Origin of the sequence: Olleya aquimaris, assembly GCF_003259525.1 — a bacterium.
Lineage (GTDB): Bacteria > Bacteroidota > Bacteroidia > Flavobacteriales > Flavobacteriaceae > Olleya > Olleya aquimaris.
Genome location: NZ_QLLO01000003.1, coordinates 202,532 through 226,621 on the forward strand (window position 1 = coordinate 202,532; position 24,090 = coordinate 226,621).

The 24,090-nt window shown below is 32.3% G+C and carries 22 protein-coding genes and 1 other RNA gene; 11 read left to right on the top strand and 12 right to left on the bottom strand.

The window, feature by feature from the left end; all coding sequences use genetic code 11:
* Positions 1-33: 33 nt before the first annotated feature.
* Positions 34-930, top strand: coding sequence for a site-specific tyrosine recombinase XerD (xerD, locus tag LY08_RS05835; protein WP_111659512.1), 897 nt, complete (start codon positions 34-36; stop codon positions 928-930).
* A 105-nt stretch (positions 931-1,035) separates the two neighbouring features.
* Positions 1,036-2,184 carry a sensor histidine kinase gene (locus tag LY08_RS05840; RefSeq protein ID WP_111659513.1) on the top strand — a complete coding sequence of 383 codons (1,149 nt, stop codon included), beginning with the start codon at positions 1,036-1,038 and terminating at the stop codon, positions 2,182-2,184.
* A gap of 32 nt (positions 2,185-2,216) precedes the next feature.
* On the opposite strand, the gene rny is transcribed toward LY08_RS05840, so the two are convergent.
* The 4 genes from rny to LY08_RS05860 all read right to left on the bottom strand — a co-directional run bounded on the left by rny (position 2,217) and on the right by LY08_RS05860 (position 4,626).
* Entirely contained in the window at positions 2,217-3,788 is a 1,572-nt protein-coding gene (gene rny, locus LY08_RS05845; protein WP_111659621.1) for a ribonuclease Y, read from the bottom strand.
* A 52-nt stretch (positions 3,789-3,840) separates the two neighbouring features.
* A non-coding RNA gene (gene ssrS, locus LY08_RS05850) (6S RNA) lies at positions 3,841-3,967 on the bottom strand.
* A 58-nt stretch (positions 3,968-4,025) separates the two neighbouring features.
* Entirely contained in the window at positions 4,026-4,319 is a 294-nt protein-coding gene (locus tag LY08_RS05855) for a cell division protein ZapA (RefSeq protein WP_111659514.1), read from the bottom strand.
* Between the two features lie 16 nt (positions 4,320-4,335).
* Positions 4,336-4,626: a hypothetical protein gene (locus LY08_RS05860; RefSeq protein WP_111659515.1), complete on the bottom strand. Its 291-nt coding sequence runs from the start codon at positions 4,624-4,626 to the stop codon at positions 4,336-4,338.
* A gap of 176 nt (positions 4,627-4,802) precedes the next feature.
* On the opposite strand from LY08_RS05860, the gene LY08_RS05865 reads away from it, so the two are divergent.
* The 3 genes from LY08_RS05865 (at position 4,803) to LY08_RS05875 (ending at position 9,250) form a co-directional block, all read left to right on the top strand.
* Positions 4,803-6,491 carry a M23 family metallopeptidase gene (locus LY08_RS05865; protein WP_111659516.1) on the top strand — a complete coding sequence of 563 codons (1,689 nt, stop codon included), beginning with the start codon at positions 4,803-4,805 and terminating at the stop codon, positions 6,489-6,491.
* 9 nt (positions 6,492-6,500) lie between these two features.
* Complete coding sequence (locus LY08_RS05870; protein WP_111659517.1) at positions 6,501-8,966, top strand: TonB-dependent receptor; 2,466 nt, start codon at positions 6,501-6,503, stop codon at positions 8,964-8,966.
* 116 nt (positions 8,967-9,082) lie between these two features.
* On the top strand, positions 9,083-9,250 hold the full coding sequence (locus tag LY08_RS05875) for a Lacal_2735 family protein (protein ID WP_111659518.1): 168 nt from the start codon (positions 9,083-9,085) through the stop codon (positions 9,248-9,250).
* On the opposite strand, the gene LY08_RS05880 is transcribed toward LY08_RS05875, so the two are convergent.
* Entirely contained in the window at positions 9,251-10,033 is a 783-nt protein-coding gene (locus tag LY08_RS05880) for an alpha/beta fold hydrolase (protein WP_111659519.1), read from the bottom strand. It abuts the gene before it with no gap.
* Between the two features lie 38 nt (positions 10,034-10,071).
* A complete protein-coding gene (locus tag LY08_RS05885) occupies positions 10,072-11,211 on the bottom strand; it encodes a cysteine desulfurase family protein (RefSeq protein ID WP_111659520.1) in 1,140 nt (379 codons plus the stop codon).
* A 110-nt stretch (positions 11,212-11,321) separates the two neighbouring features.
* On the opposite strand from LY08_RS05885, the gene LY08_RS05890 reads away from it, so the two are divergent.
* Positions 11,322-12,275 carry a hypothetical protein gene (locus tag LY08_RS05890; RefSeq protein ID WP_211305920.1) on the top strand — a complete coding sequence of 318 codons (954 nt, stop codon included), beginning with the start codon at positions 11,322-11,324 and terminating at the stop codon, positions 12,273-12,275.
* On the opposite strand, the gene LY08_RS05895 is transcribed toward LY08_RS05890, so the two are convergent.
* A complete protein-coding gene (locus LY08_RS05895; RefSeq protein ID WP_111659521.1) occupies positions 12,272-12,832 on the bottom strand; it encodes a Smr/MutS family protein in 561 nt (186 codons plus the stop codon). The genes LY08_RS05890 and LY08_RS05895 overlap by 4 nt on opposite strands.
* Positions 12,829-13,041, bottom strand: a complete 213-nt coding sequence (locus LY08_RS05900; RefSeq protein ID WP_111659522.1) for a hypothetical protein — start codon at positions 13,039-13,041, stop codon at positions 12,829-12,831. Before LY08_RS05900 ends, LY08_RS05895 begins: the two co-directional genes overlap by 4 nt.
* Before the next feature lie 74 nt (positions 13,042-13,115).
* On the opposite strand from LY08_RS05900, the gene LY08_RS05905 reads away from it, so the two are divergent.
* Positions 13,116-14,132, top strand: a complete 1,017-nt coding sequence (locus LY08_RS05905) for a tail fiber domain-containing protein (protein WP_111659523.1) — start codon at positions 13,116-13,118, stop codon at positions 14,130-14,132.
* A 15-nt stretch (positions 14,133-14,147) separates the two neighbouring features.
* Positions 14,148-15,920, top strand: coding sequence for a T9SS type A sorting domain-containing protein (locus LY08_RS05910; RefSeq protein WP_111659524.1), 1,773 nt, complete (start codon positions 14,148-14,150; stop codon positions 15,918-15,920).
* 76 nt (positions 15,921-15,996) lie between these two features.
* On the opposite strand, the gene rocD is transcribed toward LY08_RS05910, so the two are convergent.
* Positions 15,997-17,277 carry an ornithine--oxo-acid transaminase gene (rocD, locus tag LY08_RS05915; RefSeq protein WP_111659525.1) on the bottom strand — a complete coding sequence of 427 codons (1,281 nt, stop codon included), beginning with the start codon at positions 17,275-17,277 and terminating at the stop codon, positions 15,997-15,999.
* Positions 17,278-17,500: 223 nt separating this feature from the next.
* Between rocD and rlmD the strand changes: the two genes are divergently transcribed.
* The 3 genes from rlmD to LY08_RS05930 are packed head-to-tail and all read left to right on the top strand — an operon-like array spanning position 17,501 to position 20,135.
* A complete protein-coding gene (gene rlmD / locus LY08_RS05920) occupies positions 17,501-18,913 on the top strand; it encodes a 23S rRNA (uracil(1939)-C(5))-methyltransferase RlmD (protein ID WP_111659526.1) in 1,413 nt (470 codons plus the stop codon).
* Between the two features lie 9 nt (positions 18,914-18,922).
* A complete protein-coding gene (locus tag LY08_RS05925; protein ID WP_111659527.1) occupies positions 18,923-19,441 on the top strand; it encodes a DUF6452 family protein in 519 nt (172 codons plus the stop codon).
* Complete coding sequence (locus LY08_RS05930) at positions 19,407-20,135, top strand: DUF6048 family protein (RefSeq protein WP_111659528.1); 729 nt, start codon at positions 19,407-19,409, stop codon at positions 20,133-20,135. The genes LY08_RS05925 and LY08_RS05930 overlap by 35 nt, the downstream gene beginning before the upstream one ends.
* Here the strand turns inward: LY08_RS05930 and LY08_RS05935 are convergent.
* Genes LY08_RS05935 through LY08_RS05945 form a run of 3 tightly spaced genes read right to left on the bottom strand, consistent with a single transcriptional unit; the run spans position 20,132 to position 23,998 of the window.
* A complete protein-coding gene (locus tag LY08_RS05935) occupies positions 20,132-21,202 on the bottom strand; it encodes an acyltransferase family protein (RefSeq protein WP_111659529.1) in 1,071 nt (356 codons plus the stop codon). The genes LY08_RS05930 and LY08_RS05935 overlap by 4 nt on opposite strands.
* Before the next feature lies 1 nt (position 21,203).
* A complete protein-coding gene (locus tag LY08_RS05940; RefSeq protein WP_111659530.1) occupies positions 21,204-22,835 on the bottom strand; it encodes a sulfatase-like hydrolase/transferase in 1,632 nt (543 codons plus the stop codon).
* The gene (locus tag LY08_RS05945) at positions 22,835-23,998 is read right to left on the bottom strand and encodes a THUMP domain-containing class I SAM-dependent RNA methyltransferase (protein WP_111659531.1); all 1,164 of its coding nucleotides are present in this window, start codon (positions 23,996-23,998) and stop codon (positions 22,835-22,837) included. The genes LY08_RS05940 and LY08_RS05945 overlap by 1 nt, the downstream gene beginning before the upstream one ends.
* Positions 23,999-24,090: the final 92 nt, after the last annotated feature.

Here is a 24,090-nt window from a genome sequence, read left to right on the forward strand (position 1 = left end):
TTTTCAAGTCCATGAATGCATTATCTTTATATTATGAAATGGCAACAAGCACTATCTGATTATACATTATACCTTAAAATTGAAAGAGGATTATCTGAAAATACTATAAATAGTTATTTATTAGATATTAAAAAACTTATTGGTTTTTTAGAGTTAAATGACATTAAAAAAACGCCACTAACAATAGATAATCAAGTTATTAAGCAATTTATATATGAGGTTGCTAAATCATTAAATGCAAGATCACAATCACGTTTAATTTCTGGTCTTAAAGGCTTTTTTAGTTATTTGGTGTTTGAAGATTATAGACAAGATAATCCTTTGGATACCATAGACTCTCCTAAAATTGGAAGGAAACTTCCTGACACCCTTAGCGAAACAGAAATTAATCAACTTATACAAGCAATAGATTTAAGTCACCCACAAGGCGAACGCAATAGAGCTATTTTAGAAGTTTTATATAGTTGTGGTTTACGTGTTAGCGAGCTTATTAATTTAAAAATTTCGGATTTATTTTTTGAAGAAGGATTTATAAAAGTTACTGGAAAAGGAGACAAACAACGATTTGTACCTATTCTAGAAGACACTCAAAAATTTATAAATATTTATAAAAATCAAATTAGAATTCACCTAAATATTTTTCCAGAACATCAAGATATTTTGTTTTTAAACAGAAGGGGTAAGCAGCTAACAAGAGCCATGATTTTTACAATTATTAAAGACTTAGCTGTAAAGATTAATTTAAATAAAACTATTTCTCCACATACTTTTAGACATTCATTTGCTACGCATTTACTTGAAAATGGTGCCGATTTAAGAGCTATACAGCTCATGTTAGGTCATGAGAGTATTACAACTACAGAAATTTACACGCATATAGACAGAAGTCATTTAGCGACGGTTATTAATAATTTTCACCCTAGAAAATAACACTTTTTATCGTGTAAATTTGATTTTAATCGATAAAAATAACTATATTTGATTGTCTAACTTTTTGACTGAATCCCTAAACTAACTTGATTAAAACCTTAATTTATGTCAGAGTTATTTAATGGAATTCAATTAAACACTCAAACTCCTCATTTTGAAAATGAGAAATGGCAGCTTGCCTTAGAGATTTCTAAAGTTGGTATTTGGGATTTTAATGCAATAACAAATCAAGTTTTTTTCTCTCAACCCTCAAAAGCTATTATTGGTTTTGATGATGATGCTGATTTTGGTAAAAATCTAAACGATTGGAATGACCGTGTTCATCCTGAAGACAAAGAAAATTATTTTCAGGATTTTAAAGATCATTTAAACGGTTTAAAGCCTTATTACCAAAACAAACACAGGGTAAAACATAAAGATGGCACTTACCGCTGGATATTAGATAGAGGTCAAATTATTGAAAGGGATGAATCTGGCGCAGCAGTAAGAGTAATTGGTACTCATGTAGATATTACAGAATATGCTGAAAATGAACAAAAAGTCCAAGAAACTCTTGATTTAGTAGTCAAACAGAATAATAAGCTTCAAAATTTTGCACATATTGTCACCCATAACTTAAAGCAACATGCAGGAAACTTTGAAAGTCTATTAAGTTTTTACAAAGATGCTGAAACTGAAAATGATAAAGAAGAGGTAATTGACTATTTATGTACATTATCTGAAACATTAACTAAAACCATACATAGTCTAAAAGAAATAGTCTCTGTACAATATAGTAAACACACTAAAATATCTAAACTCTTTTTGTCAAAAGAACTGGACGCTATAATACAAAGTCTAAACTTTGTAATCACTAAAAACAATGCAATAATAAATAACAATATAGACCCTAAATATTTTATTTACTACAACCAATCTTATTTTGAAAGTATTTTTCAGAACTTATTTACTAACGCTATTAAATATAAACATCCTGATCGTGACCCAGTCATAAACGTTAATTTAGAACACATTAATAATGCCTTAATTATTACAATTGAAGATAATGGTGTTGGAATAGACTTAGAAAAATACGGTAATTCTATTTTTGAATTATATAAAACGTTTCATAATAATCCAGAAGCAGAAGGTGTAGGTTTATATTTAGTTAAAAGTCAAATTGAAGCTTTTAACGGTAAAATTGATGTAGAAAGTCAAGTAGGAAAAGGCACCACATTTATTATAACTATACCCAATAAAAAAATCCAGCACTAAGGCTGGATTTTTATTATAGTTTACACAAATATTTATTTTGCAATATTTACTGCTCTAGTCTCTCTAATTACAGTGACTTTTACTTGTCCTGGATATGTCATATCTGTTTGTATTTTTTGCGATATACTAAACGATAAGTCTGCAGCATTTTGGTCGCTAACTTTCTCACTTTCTACAATCACACGTAATTCTCTACCTGCTTGTATTGCATAAGCTTTTTTTACTCCGTTAAACCCAAACGCAATATCTTCTAGGTCTTTTAAACGTTGTATGTAACTATCTAGTACTTGTCTTCTTGCTCCAGGTCGCGCTCCAGAGATAGCATCACACACTTGAATGATTGGAGACAATAACGACTTCATTTCTATCTCGTCGTGGTGAGCACCAATTGCATTACACACTTCTTCTTTTTCACCATATTTTTCAGCCCATTGCATACCTAATATAGCGTGAGGTGTTTCCATATCTGCTTCTGCATCCGGAACTTTACCTATATCGTGTAATAATCCAGCACGTTTAGCTAATTTAGGATTTAAACCTAGTTCTGCAGCCATAACACCACAAAGTTTTGCTACTTCACGTGAGTGCTGTAATAAGTTTTGTCCGTAAGACGAACGATACTTCATACGTCCTACCATTTTAATTAATTCTGGATGTAATCCATGAATCCCTAAATCGATAACCGTACGCTTACCAACTTCTATAATTTCTTGTTCTATTTGTTTTTGAGTTTTATTAACTACCTCTTCTATACGTGCTGGGTGGATACGACCATCTGTAACTAATTTATGAAGGGATAGACGTGCAACCTCTCTTCTAACAGAGTCAAAGCAAGATAATATAATTGCTTCTGGTGTATCGTCCACAATAATCTCTACACCTGTTGCAGCCTCTATAGCACGAATGTTTCGTCCTTCACGACCAATTATACGTCCTTTTACATCATCACTTTCAATGTTAAAAACAGACACACAATTATCTACTGCTTCTTCTGTACCAATACGTTGGATGGTGTTAATAATAATCTTTTTAGCATCTTGCTGTGCAGTTAGCTTAGCTTCTTCCATTTTATCTTGGATATAAGCCATAGCGTCACTCTTAGCTTCACCTTTTAAAGATTCTACCAATTGTGCTTTTGCTTCTTCTGCGGACAAGCTAGAGATAACTTCTAATTGCTCTACTTGACTTTTATGTAATCTATCTAACTCTTCTTGTTTTTTCTCTAAAACATCTAATCTGTGATTGTAATCTTTTACTTTTTCTTCTATATCACTATTTAGTTTTTTATTTTTAGATAACTCGCTAGATATTTGCGACTCTTTATCTCTTATACGTTTTTCGGCATCAGCCATTTTCTTGTCACGAGATAAAATAACCTTTTCATGCTCTGCCTTAAGCTCTAAAAATTTTTCTTTTGCTTGAAGTATTTTATCTTTTTTAATACCCTCTCCCTCAACATTTGCCTCTTTTAAGATACTAGCAGCAGATTTTTTTGCACTTTTAATAAGCTTTGATGCGTTGTTTCGCTCTAACACTTTAGCTATTATAAAACCTATAAGGGCTCCTATTGCAATACCTGCTATAATTAAAATTGTATTATCCATTTTTGATTGTTTATATATAAAAAAAAAGCCTACACTAATTTTGGTTTTGTATAAACTCCTTAAAAACAAGTTTAGGGCTAACAAGCTGATCAATAATCTGCCTAAATAGTAATAAATTACTATTAGCAGCACGCTTTTACAGCTTAAAACTCACCCTTTTTAAAGAATTAACGTTGAGTTTATCAAAAAAATAATTAATGTAGGCAGTAACCTAATATTGTTATGTTATAAGAACGTTTATAAACTAAGATGTGATTGTAACATATCATTTAAAGCTTCTAACTTATCCTGAACTTGTTCAGTCACTTGGTTTTTATCTAGTGCTTTCTGTTCTACTTGACTTGCAAATTGTAAAGCACACATGGCTAATACGTCTTGCTTATCTCTAACAGAATAGCTTTGCTCAAATTGTGTGATCATAGCCTCAATCTTTTTTGCTGCTAAACGCAATCCTTCTTCTTGACTAGGTGCAATAGTTAATGGGTAGACTCTGTTTGCTATAGATAATTTTATTTTAAGCGTGTCTGCCATAAAAACTATGTTAACATTAACTTGACAACTGACTTATACAATGGTCAATATCTCTTATTAATGTATTTATTTTGAGCTTAGTTTCTCGTTTATCATTGTCACTGCCTAGTATGGTATTAGCCATTTTTAAAGTGTTATACTTTTCTTGCCAAGTCTCTAATTCTAAATCCTTTGCAACTAATTTAGATTGAGATTGTTCTAAAGCTTCTTTAAGCTTTGCGTTTTCTAGTTTTAAAACTTGTTGTCTGTGTAAGACTTTACTAATTTTATTTTCTAGAGCATCAACAATGGTTTCAATCTTACTCATGAACTAATACTAATACTTATCTTACAAAGTTAATCAAACCATAATACTTTACAATTAATTTTTCATAAAATTTTCAATACTATTTAATATATCTCATTTTCAACAGTATGGCTTAGTCTTTGATTTTACTTTGGTAATTAAAAGCTTATTTCTATTTTAGCAGTAACCATTTTTTTATGCGAAACACACTTATATTTTTCATTTTATTTTCTGTTTTTAGTCAAGCCCAAGACATCTATCCTCAAGATTATTTTAGATCGCCTTTAGATATAGAACTAGTTTTATCAGGGACTTTTGCAGAGCTTAGAAGTAATCATTTCCACTCTGGATTAGATATTAAAACTAAACAACGAGAAGGTCTCAATGTTTATGCGACAGCAAGTGGTTATGTTAGCAGGATTAAAGTCTCACATTACGGTTACGGAAAAGCCATATATGTCACACATCCAAATGGTTATGTAACCGTTTATGGGCATGTACAACGTTTTTCTGATAAAATTGAAGCCTATGTTAAAAAGCTTCAATACAAAAAAGAAAGTTTTGAAATTGAATTATTCCCTGATTTAAACGACTTAGTTGTAACTAAGGGTGACATCATTGCTTATTCAGGAAACACTGGTGGTTCTGGAGGACCTCACCTACATTATGAAATTAGAGATAATCAAGAAAGACCCATTAATCCTTTGCTTTTTGGTTTAAAAGTGAAGGATACTAAAAAACCTTTGGTTAGTAGTGTTTACGCCTATCCAATTAATGACTTATCGCATGTTAATGGTTCTAATTTAAAACAAAAATTACGCCTTATTCCTTTAAACAATGGGGATTATAAAACCGAAGATTTAACTGCTTATGGTAAAATTGGATTTGCTGTTAATACTATTGATAGACAGGATTTAGCTGCCAATAAAAATGGTGTTTTTAAAATTGAAACTTTTTATAACGGGATGCAAAATTTTACAATAGATTTTAGAAAATTCTCATTTAGCGAAACTAAGCATCTTAATCGATTAATAGATTATAAGCATTACAAAGACGAAAAAGAACGCTTGCAAAAATTATTTATAGATAGTAATAACCCTTTAAGTTTATATAAAAATGTTATTGATGATGGTTATTTAATTATTTATGACACCTTATCAAATGTCTACAAAGTAAAAATCACAGATTTTGAAGGTAATCAAACCAATATTGATATCAATATTAAAGGTATAGATCAACAACCTAATGATGTTGCCGAAACTTTTACGTCTCCCTACTATATTAAAACCAACGAAGTAAATGTATTAGAAGATCAAAATATTAAAGTAGAATTCCCTAAACAAACCTTTTACGAAGATTTTTTTATAGATTTTAAAGTTAGTGGAGATACCTTAAAATTAGATGACAACAACAAAGCAGTTAAAAAGTATTTTAAAATTTCTTATGATGTTAGCAGCTATTCACCTAAAGACTTAAAACAACTATATATAGCTAATGTGGTAGGATGGAATAATTTTTTAAACTACTCTTCTACCAAACAAGAAAAAAACACATTGTATACTAGGACTAAAAACCTTGGTACCTATTGTTTAACAAGAGATACTGTAAAACCTACAATAACACCTGTAAGTTTTAAAGATGGTCAATGGTTAAGTAAATACCGTTTTTTAAAACTTAAAATTGAGGATAAAGAATCAGGGATTTCTAACTACAGAGCTACTATTAATGACCAATGGATATTAATGGAATACGATTATAAAACAAAGACCTTAACATACGATTTTAACGATAAAGTCGTTACAGATACTAAGAATAATTTAAAAGTTATTGTTACAGATAATGTAGGAAATAGCAGTACATTTGAAGCAAGCTTTTTTAGAAAATAAATTATCACTTTGAAAAAACCTAACCACACCTTAAAAATACTTGCTTTTTTATTCCCTCTATTTTGTTTAGCTCAAACAGGAACTTTAAAAGGTGTTATTTTAAACGAATTTAACCAGCCTTTAGATGCAGTCAATATTAAAAGTGATGACCAAGGAACACAATCCAATCAAAATGGTTACTATGAGCTAAAAATACCTGCAAATACAGATGTTAAAGTTGTATTCTCTCATATCTCACATAAAAATATTACTGCAACATTCAACTTGAAAAATGGAGAGAGCTTAACTTTTAATCCTGTTATGAAGGAAGATGTTGAACAAATTTCTACAGTAATCATAAACAGTAAAAAAAGAAAAGATGTAGAAGGTATTGTTAACATCGATCCTGCTACGTTAATTAAAATTCCTGGTGCACAAGCTGGAGTAGAAAACTTATTAAAAACATTACCAGGTGTTAGTAGTAATAACGAGTTAAGTACACAGTATTCCGTTAGAGGTGGAAATTATGACGAAAATTTAATTTATGTCAATGGAATTGAGGTTTACAGACCCTTTTTAATCCGTTCTGGACAACAAGAAGGTTTAAGCTTTGTTAATTCGGATTTAGTACAAAATGTCGATTTTTCTGCTGGTGGATTTCAAGCTAAGTATGGAGATAAATTATCTTCTGTTTTAGACATTACCTATCGTAAACCCTTTGAAAATGCAGTAGCAGTAGATGCTAGTTTATTAGGTGCAAGTGTTGCAATTGAAACTGCAAGTAAAGATTCTAAATTTACTGGTATTGTTGGCTTACGTTACAGGGACAATAGTTTATTAGTTAATGCAAAAGAGACCGAAACTAACTTCAACCCTACTTTTGTAGATGTGCAAAGTTATTTAACCTATCAGTTTACAGATAAATTAGAAATTAGCTTTTTAGGGAATGCCTCTCTAAATAAATACAATTATATTCCGCTTACACGTCAAACCAATTTTGGTACTTTAGACAATCCTTTAGCTTTAATTGTACAATACCAAGGACAAGAAAAAGACCGCTACCAGACCTTATTTGGAGCTTTAAGTGCTAATTATGATGTAAACGACGATTTATCAGTCGCATTAGTTACTTCTACTTATCACACTACTGAAGAAGAGTATTTCGATATTTTAGCACAATATGCATTAGGTGAAGTCAATAGTAATATTGGAGATGAAAATTTAGGAGAAGTAGAATTTGCTGAAGGTATTGGTAGCCAATTAAACCATGGTCGTAACGATTTGGATGCATTAATTACTAATGTTGAAGCTAAAGGAACTTACACAAAAGATGACAACGAGTTTAAGTTTTCTGTTAAATATACCAACGAAGATATTCGTGACCGATTAATAGAATGGGAAGTTATAGATTCTGCTGGATTTTCTATCAATCCTCCAAGTTCAGACGCGTTTAACGATCAACCTTACACACCCTATGAAGGTCCATTAGAAGCTTTTCAAAATGTAAGAGCAAGAAATAATACCACCATTACTAGAATACAAGCTTACTTACAATGGAGCAAACGTAGTACCATTGGTGACCATGACGTTTGGTATAATGCTGGTGTTAGAAGTCATAGTTGGACCGTTAATGATGAAGCCTCTAATCAGGAAGTCTCACAATCTGTTTTTAGTCCACGTGCGCAATTTGCTATCAAACCCAATTGGGAAAAAGATATGTTGTTTAGGATTAGTGGTGGATTATACTATCAACCACCTTTTTACAGAGAATTGCGTGACCAAAATGGTGTTGTACAATCAGATGTTAAAGCACAAAAATCATTACATGTCGTATTAGGTAACGATTATAGTTTTAAAATGTGGGACAGACCTTTTAAACTTACAAGCGAGGCGTATTATAAAAAACTAACAGACGTAAATCCGTACACTTTAGAAAACGTACGTATTAGATATCGTGCCAATAACAATGCAGAAGCATTTGCTTATGGATTGGATTTAAGACTTAATGGCGAGTTTGTTCCAGGAACAGAAAGCTGGTTTAGTTTTGGATATTTAAAAACTGAAGAAAACATCAATAACAGAGGTTATATTGCGCGTCCTACAGACCAGCGTTTAAAATTTGCTGCGTTGTTTCAAGATTATGTTCCAAACATACCAAGCATGAAAATGTATTTAAACTTAGTATATAATACAGGATTACCAGGTGGATCACCAAGTTATGCAGACCCTTATGTGTTTCAGAGTAGATTACCAGATTACAAACGTGCAGATATTGGCTTTCAGTTTGTGTTAGTAGACAAAGATAAGCAATTTGATAGTGGATGGAAAAAACCATTCAAAGATTTATCCTTTGGATTTGAGATTTTTAACGTATTCAACGTACAAAACTCGATAACAAATACTTGGGTTAGAGATGTCTATAGCAAACGTCAATATGCTATACCTAACTACTTAACACCTCGTGTGTTTAATGTTAGAACTACGATGCGTTTTTAATTAAAAAACACTTAAGTTTTTACTACACCACTTGCTTTTTGGTTAATAGTTAGTTAATTAACAAATCCTTATAGAAACAAACGACTACCTAGCGTTATCTTTGAAAATAAAAAATCATGTTTGGAATATTTAAAAAGAAAAGTCAGCTAGATAAGCTTCAAGAGCAATATAAAAAACTATTAGAAGAATCTTATAAATTATCAACCACTAATAGAAGTGAAAGCGATAAAAAACAAGCTGAAGCACAAAATATATTGCAACAGATAGAAATCTTACAACAATAACTATCGCTTTATATTTATAAACTGGATAGTGGTTGTATTAAACAATTTTGGTTGCTCTACATTAACCACATGTCCACATTTTTCTACAACATATAAAATAGCTGTTGTGTGCGATTTAACAATAGTTTTAATAGAGGGTAAAAACAAATGATCCTCTGCTCCCATCACATACAACGTTGGGATTTTGATGTCTTTTGCTCTAAAAAACCGAAGTAAGGGATTAATTTCTGAAGTTAATTTAAACCATCTTATAAACTCCTTTTGGTATAACTTCTTTGCTTCATTCACAAATAATAATCGTGATGATTTGTGATTTTTTTTCGGCATAATGATAAATGCGAAAAATTTATACAAATACATGTAAGGCACCACACTTTTAAAAACTACGCCAAGCTTCATAAGTATTTGAGAGCGTGTATTAAGCTTCATAATTGCACCACCTAGTATCATACTTTTAACACGGTTGGGATGCTTTTCGGCTAAATTTCTTATTAAAATAGTTCCTAAAGAAATACCAACAAAGTGCGAGGTTTCTATTTTTAAATAATCAATAACTTCTAAAATATCGTGGGTAATCGAGTCAAACGTATATTTAGAATTAAAGGTATCTTTTAGCTTAGGCTTACTGTTTCCATGACCACGCAAATCTAAAATAAGTACATTAAATTGGGATTTAAAATCTCTAATTTGTTTATACCAAATAGAACTGCTTCCTCCTGCGCCATGAACAAAAGTGACCCATTCAGAGGATTTAGGATGTACGTATGTAGAGTAGTTGAGCAATAGTTTTTTATGATTTATAAAAATACAACATAAAAGCCTTACACAAATTCTTTTAACACCTCAATAACATAATCGACCTCTTCTTTAGTATTGTATTTACTAAATGAAAAACGTAAAGAAGGTTTTTGCATATCCTTATCACACAATATCTGAGACAACACATGACTACCTTTAGCACTTCCGCTTTGACAAGCGCTACCTTTAGAACAAGCAATTCCTTTTAAATCCAATTGAAATAATAATATTGGTGCTTTTTCTGGTGCAATAGGTAAACACACATTTAAAACGGTATAACTGCTTTTTTCAAAATCAGCACAGCTACCATTAAAAGTCACCTCAGGGAAGTTGGCTTGTAGTTGTTGTATGAAGTATTTCTTAAGGTCTATGATGTATGCTTTTTCTTCTTCTAAATTATCATAAGCTAATTTTAAAGCCTCTTCTAATCCCACAATATTATGTACTGCTTCTGTACCAGCTCTGTAACCACGCTCCTGCTCGCCTCCAAAAATTAAAGGTTTTAATCCAGAATTTTTTCTAACAAAAGCAAAACCAACACCTTTTGGTCCATGAAACTTATGTGCACTTACTGCCATAAAATCTATAGGTATTTCTTGTAAATCTAATGTATAATGACCAACAGATTGTACAGTATCACTGTGGAACATTGCTTGGTTAGCTTTACATAACTCGCCAACACGTTTAATATCTAGTACATTTCCAATTTCGTTATTAACGTGCATCAAACTAACTAATGTTTTTTTAGACGATTGTAGTAAATCTTCCAAATGCTTATAATCTACATGTCCATCTTTGTCTAAATCTACATACTTTACTGCAATACCATACTCGCGTTCTAATTGCTGTACTGTATATAACACTGCGTGATGTTCTATTCTAGAGGTGATTATTTGTTTAATACCTAAGTCTCTAACAGCACTTAAAAGCGCTAAGTTATCGGCTTCCGTACCACCAGAAGTAAAAACAATCTCTGAAGCAGATACATTTAAATGTTTTGCTACCGTTTTTCTAGCTTGTTCAACCAATGCTTTGGCATTACGCCCAAAACTATGCGTAGAAGATGCGTTACCATAACAGTCATGCATCACTTGCGTCATTTTTTCTATAACTTCTGGTCTTAACTGCGTGGTTGCAGCACTATCAAAATAAACGGATTTCATTGTGTTTTTGCTATTAATGGGCACAAAAATAGTTTAAATAAAATTAATTGCCATAAGCAGCGTTATAAGTTTGACAATTCTGTTATTTTTGTCTTTTAAACTTTAAAATAATGCGTAAACTTTCTGTTTTATTCCTTTTTATACTAAGTGTTTTATCTTGTGATGATGGTGATATTATTACTACCGAATTGGCGTTTGATGACACCTTTCAGGCTTGTGGTGATTTGGTCTTGTATAAAGTAAAAACAGATCCTAACGAAACGTTATCGTTGCAATTAAGCAACGCCAATTTTACTATTGCAGATTTAATAGAAACTGAACCAATATCTACAGGTAGCTTAGTTTATCAATTACAAGCAAATGAAAGTACTGAGTTTTCTGTAGCTGGCGCATTTAAATATAGAAGTTACACTAGTGATCCTTCAAACTTTTTTTGTAATGATGTACCACCAAACGGTATACAAATAACCCAAGAGTTTACCTCTACTAGCGGAACCGGAAAATTTACTATGGAATTAGTTGAAGATGATAATGACGGGATTCCTGCTGAAATGGAGGACATAAACGGAAATGGAGATTTGTACGACGATGATACAGATGGAGATGGTTTACCTAATTTTTTAGATGTAGACGATGATGGTGATAATGTGTTAACTGTAACCGAATTAACCGATTTTGATGATAACGATACTGATAACGACCCATTAACAGATCCAGAGGATACAGATGGTGACGGAATACCAAACTATCTAGATAACGACGATGATGGTGATGGCGTACCAACTAGAAATGAAGAAGTGAACTCGTTTGACAATAACCCAACTAACGATATTACAAATCCCGATTTTGGTCCTGATTATTTAAACCCTGATGTTTCTAATGATAATCCACCAACGTCGTTTAGAGAACATACTATCCAACAAGAGTTTACAGTTAATCTGCTTTTAGAAAACATCCAGTTTCCTGAAATTACTTATGACGAAACTGATTTTGGAACATTAACCACAGTAGATGGTGTGGATATTTTAAATGAAGTACGTACAGTTACACCACCATTTAATTAACTAGTTTTTGGATTTTGCATGATATAGACTTCAGTTGCACCAAATCCGTATTTTTTATAGTCCGCTTCATAGAATTTGACGTTGTCATATCTGCTAAAAAGTGTTTCTAATTCCATTTTTAAAACACCTTCACCTACTCCGTGAATAAAGACAATTTTTTGAATACGTTTGCGTATAGCAAACTCTAACTGTTGTCGTGCAGTGTCTAATTGAATAGTCAATTTATCAAAATTAGTCATGCCTCTTTCGTTATCTACCAAATGATGCAAATGTAAATCTACTTCCATAGTGGGTTGATAACGTTCTTTAGGCTTAATTTTGGTAGTCGAATGTCGCTTTTTTTCTGTTTTTTCTGATAAGACATCTTGTATAGAAGCAACATCAAATGCTTTGTTAACAAGCGTTGACGATTTAGTTTTTACAAGTTCTGAAGCTTTAAAACTAAGTTCAAACCCTTCATCAGTTTCAATAGTAACAGTATCTTTTAACACCGAAACTACTTTTCCAGAAAGCACATCATCTAAAACATCTACAGTATCTCCAATTTTTAGTTTCATTCTTCTTCATCAATAGGTTCTGATTCAACAAAGCTTTCTTTTTCTTTTTTGCTAGGTATAGTAGCTTGTAATTTAAAAACTCCAAACATTAAAATGACTATCCCAATAATTAAAACCAATAGGTTTTGTTCTTCATTCGCATTGGCGTAAATAGCTATGCCTGCGCCAATTAAAATAAAAATGTAGTATAGAATAGAATTTTCAAACATTATGTTAAAATTATTGAGTGAGTAATATATTTTGTATTTTAATGATATAATATTAACCTAAAAAATGTGTTGCTATGTACAAATTTAATCTTTTTAAAAGTGGGTTGGCATTATTTGTAATATTAAATATACCCCAAACCTCAAAATCTCAAGTTGGAATTGGTTTAACAAATCCAACCGCACAATTAACCGTTAACGAAGACGCTACTTTTAACGAATCTGGTGGTAATTTTGATTTTAGAATCGAAAGTGATACCCAAGCCAATATGTTTTTTGTGGATGCTAGTACCAATAGAATTGGTATAAACACCAACACACCTCTTTACACATTCCAAATTGTAAATAATGGTAATATCGGAGGTAATTTTTTAACAGAAAGCTCAAATAGTGGTATAAATGGAGTTGCTTTAGGAGGCTATAACACTAGTACAACTAATGGTTTCAATGCAATAGAGGGAATTACAAATTATAACGGAATAGCATTTACTCCTTCCGGTCTATACGGTTTAGCAATTAATACAACCTTGACATCAAGAGCTTATGGTACTACTGGGTTTTCTAATAGTAGAGATGGTGTAGGTGTTTATGGAGGAAGAACAGGCTCAACTGGTACTTTAGGATGGGGAGGCTTATTTATTAACGATTTAGGATACACAGGTTTTTTTGGTGCTGCTTCAGATAAAAACCTAAAAACCAACATTTCTTCAATTAAAAATAGTTTATCTATTGTTACCCAATTAAACCCTGTTACCTATCATTTTAATTTGGACAAATTTCCTAATATGGGATTAAATACAGAGTTGGAATATGGTTTTATTGCCCAAGAAGTCAAAACAATATTACCAGAAATTGTTAGGCAAAAAACTCTGAATTTAAATGCAGCTGAAGAACATAAACCTCACTCTGCTAATAAATCAAATTTTCAAGACTTTTTAGTCATGGATTATACTAGGCTTATCCCTATTTTGACTAAAGCTATCCAAGAACAGCAAGCGTTAATTGAAACTCAAAATTCTAAAATTGAAGATTTAGAGAACAAGCTAAAAAATCTTGAAAACAAACTAGATACTATCATTAGTAATAGCAAATAAATAAAAAAATATCCTATGAAAAAGTATATTATTTTTTGGCTATTATCAGTAACGGTATTTTTTAGTTTTGCCCAGCTCACCGTAAGAAACAACGCCTATGTTTTTGTAACAGATGAAGTTGTTTTTGTTGAAGATGATGTTAATCTTACCGAAGCTTCCACTCGCTTCTATTTAAGAGATGAAGCACAACTTATTCAAGGGTCTGGTAATACTGGTAATTCAGGACAAGGTCTTTTAAGTGTATATCAAGAAGGCACTGTACATAATTATGCTTATAATTATTGGTGTTCTCCTGTTGGAAATGTTACCGCAAATTCTGTTGGGAATAGGACATTTACACCCAATTTAAACCTTTATGATGTGGTAGATTTAACCAATAGTAATTTAGCCGGTTATAGCACTTCTGCGTATAACGGAACCAGTAGTCCACTAAATATTGAAAGTTATTGGATTTGGAAGTATGATCCAGGTACTGCTTACAGCGAATGGGATTATGTTGGTGAGTCTGGGACTGTAGATGCTGGATATGGCTTTACCATGAAAGGTACTATAGGCTCTACACCATCCTCAGGACAACAATATGATTTTAGAGGAAAACCCAATGAAGGCAACATCAATACAGCTATTGTTTTAAGCCAAGACACGTTAATTGGTAACCCTTACCCCTCTGCATTAGATTCTGCAGCATTTATTCATGATGCTAATAATGTATCTTTATTAGATTCTGCTACCTTATATTTTTGGGAACAAGATCAATCTGTAAATTCTCATTTGTTAGTCGATTATAGAGGTGGTTATGCTGCATTTACTATTAATGCAGCAGGTACAGTACCCTCTTTTGTGCCAGCTACTTTTGATTCTTATAATACGGATGGAACGCTAAACACAACAGGGTCTAGCTCTACTTCAGGAAAACAAGTTAGACGATACATCCCAATTGGTCAAGGATTTATGGTTACTGGTGCAGCAACTGGCTCTTTATTGACATCCGATAGTCATCGTGCTTATTATAAAGAGTCTGACACTAACAGTGAATTTTTTAGAACTTCTCAAAATCAAGAAAATACAACTCAATATAGTGCTGAAGGATTAGTTATTGTGCCATCAGATTTCAAGCGATTTAGACTAAATATAGATTTTAATGATGTGTATACTCGTCAGTTATTACATAATTTTCATAGCACAGCGTCTTCTGGTGAAGATTATGGTTTAGAAAGTAAAATTTTTAAACCTTTAAATTCTGATGCCTATTGGATACAAAATAATGAAGCTTTAGTGACTCAAGCCAATGCGTTTGATACAAACTTGACTATTCCTGTTTTTTTAAATTTAAATGAAGAGCAATTAGTACGATTCAGAATATTTGACATTCAAAACTTTGATAGCAATCAGCCTATTTATATTCATGATTTGGATAATGAAACATATGTTGATTTAAGACAACAACATTTTGAAATCTATTTACCAAAAGATACTTATAACAATCGTTTTGAAATTACATTTAAGAAGTCTGATTTTTCAATTGAGGAAAACTTTATGGAAAGCGAATTGACGGTTTTACAAGACAATTTAAATCAAGAATTAGTTATTAAAAATCCAAATGCTATTACAATACATACTATAGAACTTTATGATGTATTAGGCAAACAAGTATTAAACAAAGGATTTAATAAAACTGATACACTTATAACCGTTTCTACCACATCTTTTAGTGATGGCGTTTATATTGCAAAAATAAAATCTGAAGACAAACAAATTATAAGCAAAAAAGTTGTAGTTAAAAATTAACTTCATGAATACTATTCTAATAAAAAAGGATGAAACGTTAAGTTTCATCCTTTTTAATTTTTAAGACAATTGTCTTTTATTTTTCAAATTGTTGCAACGTTTTCGTAATTATTGAAATACAATCTAACAATTGCTCTTTAGTCATTACTAAAGGTGGTGCAAAACGGATGATGTTACCATGTGTAGGCTTTGCTAACAACCCATTATCACGTAAGGCTAAACAAATGTTCCAAGCGGTATCACTATCTTCTGTATCGTTAATTAAGATAGCATTTAACAACCCTTTTCCTCTAACTGCATTAACTATAGTTGAGTGCTCAATGTATTTAGATAATTCTGCTCTAAATAAGTCACCTAAATCAGATGCGTTTTGGGCTAGATTTTCATCTTTGATGACTTCTAAAGCAGCTATTCCAATTGCTGCAGCAACAGGATTTCCACCAAAAGTACTTCCGTGATTTCCTGGTTTAATCACATTCATAATATTATCATTTGCCAATACAGCACTCACTGGATAAGCACCTCCAGATAAAGCTTTACCTAAAATTAAGATATCAGGTTTAACTTCTGGTGTTCCAGAACAATGCTTATCTGCACAACTACAATTTCCGCAAGTGGCCAATAAACGACCTGTTCTAGCAATACCTGTTTGTACTTCGTCTGCAATAAATAAAACATTGTGTTTCTCACAAAGCGCTTTTGCTTTAGATAAATAATCGTCACTTGGTACAAAAACACCAGCTTCCCCTTGGATAGGTTCTACCAAGAATCCTGCTATATTTTTGTTACTAGTTAAAGCATCCTCTAATGCTTTTAAATTATCATATTCAATTTTAATAAACCCTTTGGTATAAGGTCCAAAGTTTTTTCGTGCAACTGGATCGTTTGAAAATGAAATAATCGTGGTCGTACGTCCATGAAAATTGTTCTCACAAACAATAATTTCGGCTTCATTTTCGTCTATTCCTTTAACTTCATAAGCCCATTTTCTACATAGTTTCAAAGCAGTCTCTACTGCTTCTGCACCAGTATTCATTGGTAACAACTTATCAAAATTAAACGTTTCTGTCGCATACTTTTCAAACTTCCCTAACATGTCGTTGTAAAACGCACGTGAGGTTAAGGTTAATGTTTGCGCTTGATTAACCATTGCACCAACAATTTTTGGGTGACAATGTCCTTGGTTAACTGCAGAGTAAGCAGATAGGAAATCGTAATATTGTTTTCCTTCTACATCCCAAACATGCACACCTTCTCCGCGACTCAGTACTACTGGAAGTGGATGGTAATTATGTGCACCATACTTGTTTTCTAAATCCATCGCTTGTTGCGATGTTAATTGGTCTAAAACAGCCATTTTAAATAATTTTTAATGTGAATAAAAAAGCTATTCCTTCTGTACCTTTATCCTTTCTAAATTCCGATAGAGTTCGGAACGAAAATTCAGCGTGGGAGAGAAATCATCCCTAAGAGCTTGCAAATTACTAAATATTAATGTTGATTTAAAAAATAGTTTCAAAAAAACTAAAAATCATAATTCAGAACTCGCAAATCGAAAATCCTTTCCTTACTTTTGCCACATGGCAAGAAAAAATACAAAAAAACAAGTGTTTACTCATGTTGAAGTTATAGATGCTGCAGCAAAAGGTAAAACGGTTGCAAAAGCACCAGATGGACGCGTCATATTTTTACCAAATGCAGTGCCTGGTGATGTTGTTGATGTACAGACCTTTAAAAAACGTAAAGCTTATTTTGAAGGTAAAGCAACTGTGTTTCATAAATTATCGGATAAACGTACGCAACCAGCTTGCGAGCATTTTGGCGTTTGTGGTGGTTGTAAATGGCAAGATATGGGTTACCAGCACCAATTGTATTATAAACAAAAAGAGGTGGTTAATAACTTAACCCGAATTGGACATTTAGAAGTGCCAGAAATAACACCCATTTTAGGCTCTGCAGAACAGTATTTTTACAGAAATAAAATGGAGTTTTCGTTTAGTGATTCACGATGGTTGACCTTAGAAGAAATCCAATCGGATAAAGATTTAGGCGATAAAAATGCATTAGGATTTCATATTCCAGGAATGTGGGACAAAATTCTTGATATCAAAAAATGTCATTTACAAGCAGATCCATCTAATGCCATTAGAAATGCGGTTAAAGATTTTGCAGTAAAACATAACTTAGAATTTTTTAACACAAGACATCAAACAGGTTTATTGCGAACTATGATGATTCGTACCTCCTCCACTGGAGATATTATGGTGGTCATTCAGTTTTTTAAAGACGACAAAGAGAAACGCGAATTATTGCTAGATTATGTAGCTGAAACTTTTCCAGAAATAACCTCGTTACAATACATTATCAACCAGAAAGCTAACGACACCATTTACGATCAAGAGGTGATTTGCTATAAAGGTGAAGATCATATTTTTGAAGAAATGGAAGGCTTGAAATTTAAAATTAATGCCAAGTCATTCTACCAAACCAACTCGGCTCAAGCATACGAGTTATACAAACTAACCCGAGAATTTGCCGATTTAAAAGGTGATGAGCTCGTATACGATTTATACACCGGAACCGGAACCATAGCACAATTTGTCTCTAAAAAAGCTAAAAAAGTTGTTGGTGTAGAAGCTGTTCCTGATGCTATTAGTGCTGCTAAAGAAAATGCCGAACGCAATAACATTACTAATTGCGAGTTTTTTGTTGGTGACATGAAAAACGTATTTAACCAAGAGTTTATCAATACGCATGGTCAACCAGACGTTATTATTACAGATCCTCCACGAGATGGCATGCATAAGGACGTTGTTAAACAAATACTAAACATTGCGCCAGAAAAAGTAGTTTATGTAAGTTGCAATAGCGCAACACAAGCTAGAGATTTAGCGTTAATGAAAGAGCAATATAAAATCACTAAAGTACAACCTGTAGATATGTTTCCGCAGACACATCATGTAGAAAATATTGTACTTTTAGAAAAACGATAGTTACTTTACATGAAGCACTTAAAATTAATTTCACTTATTGTCTTGTTATCAAGCGTTTTAACTTGCGAACGTGACGATTTGTGTCCAGAGACCACACCAACGACGCCTAGTTTAATTATCGAGTTTTTTGATAATGCAACACAAGACAGTCCTAAAAATGTGTTTAACTTATATGTTATCGGTGAAGATAATGATGAAGCGCTTCCTGGTTACAGTGTTGTAACTACAAACGAATTAATTTTACCACTTAGAACAGATCAGGATAGTACCACTTTTACAGTTATTAGCGATGCTGTTTTAGATGATAATGGTAATAATACCACAGGTAATGAAGATATTGTAACCATAAGCTACCAACGTGAAGATGTTTATGTATCTAGAGCTTGTGGATACAAAACTATTTTTAAAAATGTTGTAGTAAGTGTTGATGGTGGAACAGACGGAAACTGGATAATATTTACTGAAGCTGCATACGATAATTTAACAATTGAAGATGAAACCATTACGCACTATTTCTTTTATCATTAGTCTATTTTGGTGCTGTAATTACAACGTACACGCACAAGATACTGAAGTCTCAAACGACACCCTTAAACTACGTTATGGGTTACGTGTAGGTGCAGATGTTAGTAAATTAATTAGAACTGCTTTAGATGATGAGTATTCAGGATTTGAATTAAATGCAGACTACAGATTAACAAAAAATTGGTTTATTGCTGGAGAAATTGGTACCGAAGAAAAAACCTCTACTAACGAGTTTTTAAGTGTGACTGCTAGCGGAAGTTATTTTAAAGCAGGTTTTGATTATAACATGTACGACAATTGGTATGGCATGGATAACATGATTTTTGCTGGGTTTAGATTAGGTGCTAGTACGTTTAGCCAAACCAGAAATAATTACACGGTGTATAATACAAACCAATATTGGCAACCTCAATTTTCTTCTACAGAAAGTACTAAAGCTAGCGGATTATCGGCACTTTGGTTTGAACTCATGTTAGGAATAAAAGCAGAAATTATTCACAACGTTTATATAGGAGTAAATGCACAATTAAAGGGAATGATTACTCAAGATCAACCCGTAAATTTTGAAAACTTATACGTGCCTGGTTTTTACAAAACTTTTGATTCTGGTCGTATTGGTGTGGGTTATGGTTATAACATCTCTTATCTCATTCCTATTTTTAAGAAGAAAACTGTTAAGGAAGAAGACTCTAATTAATCCGTTTTAGGAATTAATTTAGACATCAAAAACTGTTCTATTGCTCTTAAAAGCAAAGCTGCAATAAAGACAGATACTATATGAAAAACCAATAACAAATAAGGAAACCACTCAGAGTTATTGTTTTTTAAAAGGTACAGCCAAGGTGTTCTCATAAACCCATTGACCACAAACAAATACATCGATAATTTACCTGTAAATAACAATGCGTTTTTTAATGTTTTAGTATTACAATAAGGTTTTAATATGTTATAAGTAATTAAAAACAGGGTTACAAACGCTATTTGAGACACATACCAAAAGTATCTATTATACTGTCCAAGAATAAAAATAACTAAAGCCAAAACCCAAACTAACTTTGAAATTTTATTAAAGTCAAATTTAATTTTAGCCAATATCATGCCTAGCACAAAAACTGGTAAATTACCTATAAAATTAAGGTATACACTCAGTTTTAATTGTTCAAAATACACTCCAAAAGTAAAAATAACCACATAGCTTAACAGGAGTACAACCCAAAGCATTTTGGTAGTAATTTTACAATATTTTACCAACCAATAAAATATAATATACATCTGAAAAATCATTGAATAAAACCAAAACGGTCCACTTAAAGTGTACCAAGCATTAGGTATCCAATTAGCTGTGAAAGTAATATTATACACTATATTTAGAGCAGCATCTGTATTAAAAGGTGCGTTTAATACCATGTGTTTTAAAACCACAATACAAAGTACTGCAAGTAGAAAAGCTGGATATAATTTAATCAAACGTGTACTAATAAATTGCCAAAAAGAGTTAAGCTTATTTTTGTAAGCTATCATTAAGCCATAACCGCTTAAAAATATAAAGAGCTGAACACCATAATGCCCAAAGTAAGAGAATAAGTACTGAAAAATATGCTCTGGATGTGTTGTAAATCTTGATAAGTAGTTGCTAAAAATAGTAGCATCAAAATAGAACTCATTTTCTAAATATACAGGCGGAATCCTATGCATAAAATTGTGAAACACAATAGCTAGTATGCCTAGTCCTTTTAGTAATAATGTGTCTGTTTTAGTTAGCATCTTAATCGTTTAGCAGTTGCTGTCGCTTATCATAATCCTCTTTGTTTTTAATCAATCTAGGTTTTCTGATAAATTGTGAACTAAAAATACTTTTAGTACTATCCATTTGTTTAAATCTAATCTTGGCTAGATCCGAAAAAGTATAAATAAAATCTTCTAAAATATAGGCTCTGCTAGTATAATTCTCAAATGACGCTGTGTTGTTTTGTGTTTTATAGTCCTCTGAAAACCAAGCTATAAATGGGACTTCGTACATTGGTCGTGTAGCCCAATACTCATTATGACCAACCATATCTAAAGTATCAAACAACTCGTCACCATGGTCAGACATATACACTACAAAACTATTGGTGTGTTCAGATTTTACGCGGTCTATGACTTCTCTTACAATCGAGTCGTTATAGCGTATGGCATTATCATAATCGTTAATTAACTCAAAAGCTTTGTCATGCTTAAATTTAGCATCAACTTTACGGTCTTTAAAATACTGAAAATGTTCTGGAAAGCGACTTTTAAATTTACCATGAGTACCAATTAAATGTAAAAAAATCATTTTCTTTTTACTTGGCTTTTTAAGAACAGTGTCTAAAACTGGCAACAACGCTTCGTCATAAATATTATCGTCAGAATTATTGGTAGCTACAAACATTTTTTCTGTTGCTGCATGGGCAATTATGGACGAAATCCGTTCGTGCATCCCAACAGGACGTTGGTTAGATATCCAATAGGTATCAAAACCTGCTGCATTAGCCAATTGTACAATTGACGTGTTATTTTTTTTGTTAGGCGAATGGATGTCCGAAAACGTCAACATTTTATCTAAGGACACAATGGTGTGTACATGCGGAGCGATAACACTGTCAAATACTAATAAGTCATCCTTTATTTCTGAAAGTCTCGGGTTTGTTGGTCTGTTATAACCATACAGTTGCATGTGCCAATTGGAAGTAGATTCACCAATAATAACCACATGAGTTTCTGGTGTGTCATCCTTTTGTTCAACAGTTACATAATTTGATAAGGGTTTAGCTAAATCGGTTTTTAAGTCTTTAAGCAAGCTGGTGTATTCTGTATAACTTTTAACAGTTGTCCAGATAATATTTTCCGACTCAAAATACTTATGAATTAGAAACAATGAAACAACAATAGATAAAACCGCAATACTTTTTACCCACTTAAAATAACCTGATATATCTAATGTTTTGAGTAAATAATGCGCTACAAAAGGGACAACAACTAAAAATAAAATTGCTGTTAGGATCACAAACCCATCAAAATAATTGGATAAAAAATCGGAACTCTCTGTAGTATCCGTTTCAAAAATAACATACAAGGCAGAAGCACTAATTTTTACACCATAGTTATGGTAAAAACTCAGTTTTATAAACACAAAAACAGAAAGTATTATTACAGAAAGTAATCCTAATAAATATCTTCTGGTTGCTATAGAAAATAGCACAACCATGCTAAAAAAGAACACCGTAAAAAACCCAAAACCTAGGATTTCTTTTATATAATCTAAAGTATCAGGGATTTTAAAAACACCTATACCTACTAATAACAACAACGGAATACCAACAATACCTGCTAATTTTACAAGCGAAATTATATTTTTGGCTAGTCCTTGTTTCATTAGTTATCCATGTACTTTCCTTTTTTACTTCCAGCGTAAATCTCGTATTTAACTAAACGCGATTCTAATTTAGCATTAAATAATTTAATTTTTCTTGAAGGACGCAACCCAACGTGTTTTAACGCTTCTAAATTAGACGTAATAAACCAAGCATCTGTATTTGGGTAATTCTGCTTAAGTGTATCTCCTATTTGCTTGTAAAAAGTTTCCATCTCTATATCTAGACGCTCGCCATAAGGTGGATTAAACACCATGTGCAATTTATGGTCATTGTCCTGACGTTGCGTTTTAAAAAAGTCTTCGTGTTTTACAGTTATAAACTCGTCTAAATGCGCATTTTTAATATTCTCTTTAGCTTTAGCAACTGCGCTTGGCGACTTATCAAAACCATAAATTTTATGATGAAAATCGCGTGTCTTTTTTAATAAGGATTCTTCAATTTTTTCAAATAAATCCACATCCCAATCGTTCCAACGCTCAAAACCAAACTCTTTACGCATAAGATTTGGCGGAATATTACAAGCTATCATTGCTGCTTCTGCTAACATGGTTCCACTACCACACATTGGATCCATAAAATCGGACTGTCCATCCCAACCAGATAGCATGATTAATCCTGCTGCTAACACCTCGTTAATTGGTGCAATATTTGTCGCAATTTTATAACCACGTCTGTGTAAAGACTCTCCAGATGCATCTATAGATATGGTACACACAGAGCGATCGATATGCACATTAATTTTTAAATCCGGAAAACGTAAATCTACATTTGGACGCTCTCCAGTGGTGTCTCTAAACTTATCGACAATAGCATCTTTAGTTTTTAAAGCTATGTATTTAGAGTGTGTAAAGTGGTTAGAATGTAAGGTTGCATCTACCGCTAAAGACCCATCGGACTTAAGGTATTTGTCCCATTTCATTTGGTAGACTTGCTTATACAAATCGTCTTCGGTAGATACCCTAAAGGTTTTAATAGGTTTTAATATTTTTATTGCAGTACGCAAGCCCAAATTCGCTTTGTACATAAACCCTTTGTCACCAACAAAAGTCACGTTACGTACACCAATTTTAACCTCTTGTGCGCCTAATTGCGTAAGCTCTTTTGCTAATAATTCTTCAAAACCAAATAAGGTTTTGGCTACCATTTTGAAATTTTCTTCCATTATTTTCGTCTAATACCTTGCAAAAATACTCTATTTTTGTCGGAAATATAACCTTTGCAAATAATTGGGTTAAGGATTGCAGCGACATCCTT

Excerpts from the sequence above, each read along its gene's own strand:
- xerD (WP_111659512.1), top strand. The coding sequence starts at position 34 with ATGAAATGGCAACAAGCACTATCTGATTATACATTATACCTTAAAATT.
- LY08_RS05840 (WP_111659513.1), top strand. The coding sequence starts at position 1,036 with ATGTCAGAGTTATTTAATGGAATTCAATTAAACACTCAAACTCCTCAT.
- rny (WP_111659621.1), bottom strand. The coding sequence starts at position 3,788 with ATGGATAATACAATTTTAATTATAGCAGGTATTGCAATAGGAGCCCTT.
- LY08_RS05855 (WP_111659514.1), bottom strand. The coding sequence starts at position 4,319 with ATGGCAGACACGCTTAAAATAAAATTATCTATAGCAAACAGAGTCTAC.
- LY08_RS05860 (WP_111659515.1), bottom strand. The coding sequence starts at position 4,626 with ATGAGTAAGATTGAAACCATTGTTGATGCTCTAGAAAATAAAATTAGT.
- LY08_RS05865 (WP_111659516.1), top strand. The coding sequence starts at position 4,803 with ATGCGAAACACACTTATATTTTTCATTTTATTTTCTGTTTTTAGTCAA.
- LY08_RS05875 (WP_111659518.1), top strand. The coding sequence starts at position 9,083 with ATGTTTGGAATATTTAAAAAGAAAAGTCAGCTAGATAAGCTTCAAGAG.
- LY08_RS05885 (WP_111659520.1), bottom strand. The coding sequence starts at position 11,211 with ATGAAATCCGTTTATTTTGATAGTGCTGCAACCACGCAGTTAAGACCA.
- LY08_RS05890 (WP_211305920.1), top strand. The coding sequence starts at position 11,322 with ATGCGTAAACTTTCTGTTTTATTCCTTTTTATACTAAGTGTTTTATCT.
- LY08_RS05895 (WP_111659521.1), bottom strand. The coding sequence starts at position 12,832 with ATGAAACTAAAAATTGGAGATACTGTAGATGTTTTAGATGATGTGCTT.
- LY08_RS05900 (WP_111659522.1), bottom strand. The coding sequence starts at position 13,041 with ATGTTTGAAAATTCTATTCTATACTACATTTTTATTTTAATTGGCGCA.
- LY08_RS05905 (WP_111659523.1), top strand. The coding sequence starts at position 13,116 with ATGTACAAATTTAATCTTTTTAAAAGTGGGTTGGCATTATTTGTAATA.
- LY08_RS05910 (WP_111659524.1), top strand. The coding sequence starts at position 14,148 with ATGAAAAAGTATATTATTTTTTGGCTATTATCAGTAACGGTATTTTTT.
- rocD (WP_111659525.1), bottom strand. The coding sequence starts at position 17,277 with ATGGCTGTTTTAGACCAATTAACATCGCAACAAGCGATGGATTTAGAA.
- rlmD (WP_111659526.1), top strand. The coding sequence starts at position 17,501 with ATGGCAAGAAAAAATACAAAAAAACAAGTGTTTACTCATGTTGAAGTT.
- LY08_RS05925 (WP_111659527.1), top strand. The coding sequence starts at position 18,923 with ATGAAGCACTTAAAATTAATTTCACTTATTGTCTTGTTATCAAGCGTT.
- LY08_RS05930 (WP_111659528.1), top strand. The coding sequence starts at position 19,407 with ATGAAACCATTACGCACTATTTCTTTTATCATTAGTCTATTTTGGTGC.
- LY08_RS05935 (WP_111659529.1), bottom strand. The coding sequence starts at position 21,202 with ATGCTAACTAAAACAGACACATTATTACTAAAAGGACTAGGCATACTA.
- LY08_RS05940 (WP_111659530.1), bottom strand. The coding sequence starts at position 22,835 with ATGAAACAAGGACTAGCCAAAAATATAATTTCGCTTGTAAAATTAGCA.
- LY08_RS05945 (WP_111659531.1), bottom strand. The coding sequence starts at position 23,998 with ATGGAAGAAAATTTCAAAATGGTAGCCAAAACCTTATTTGGTTTTGAA.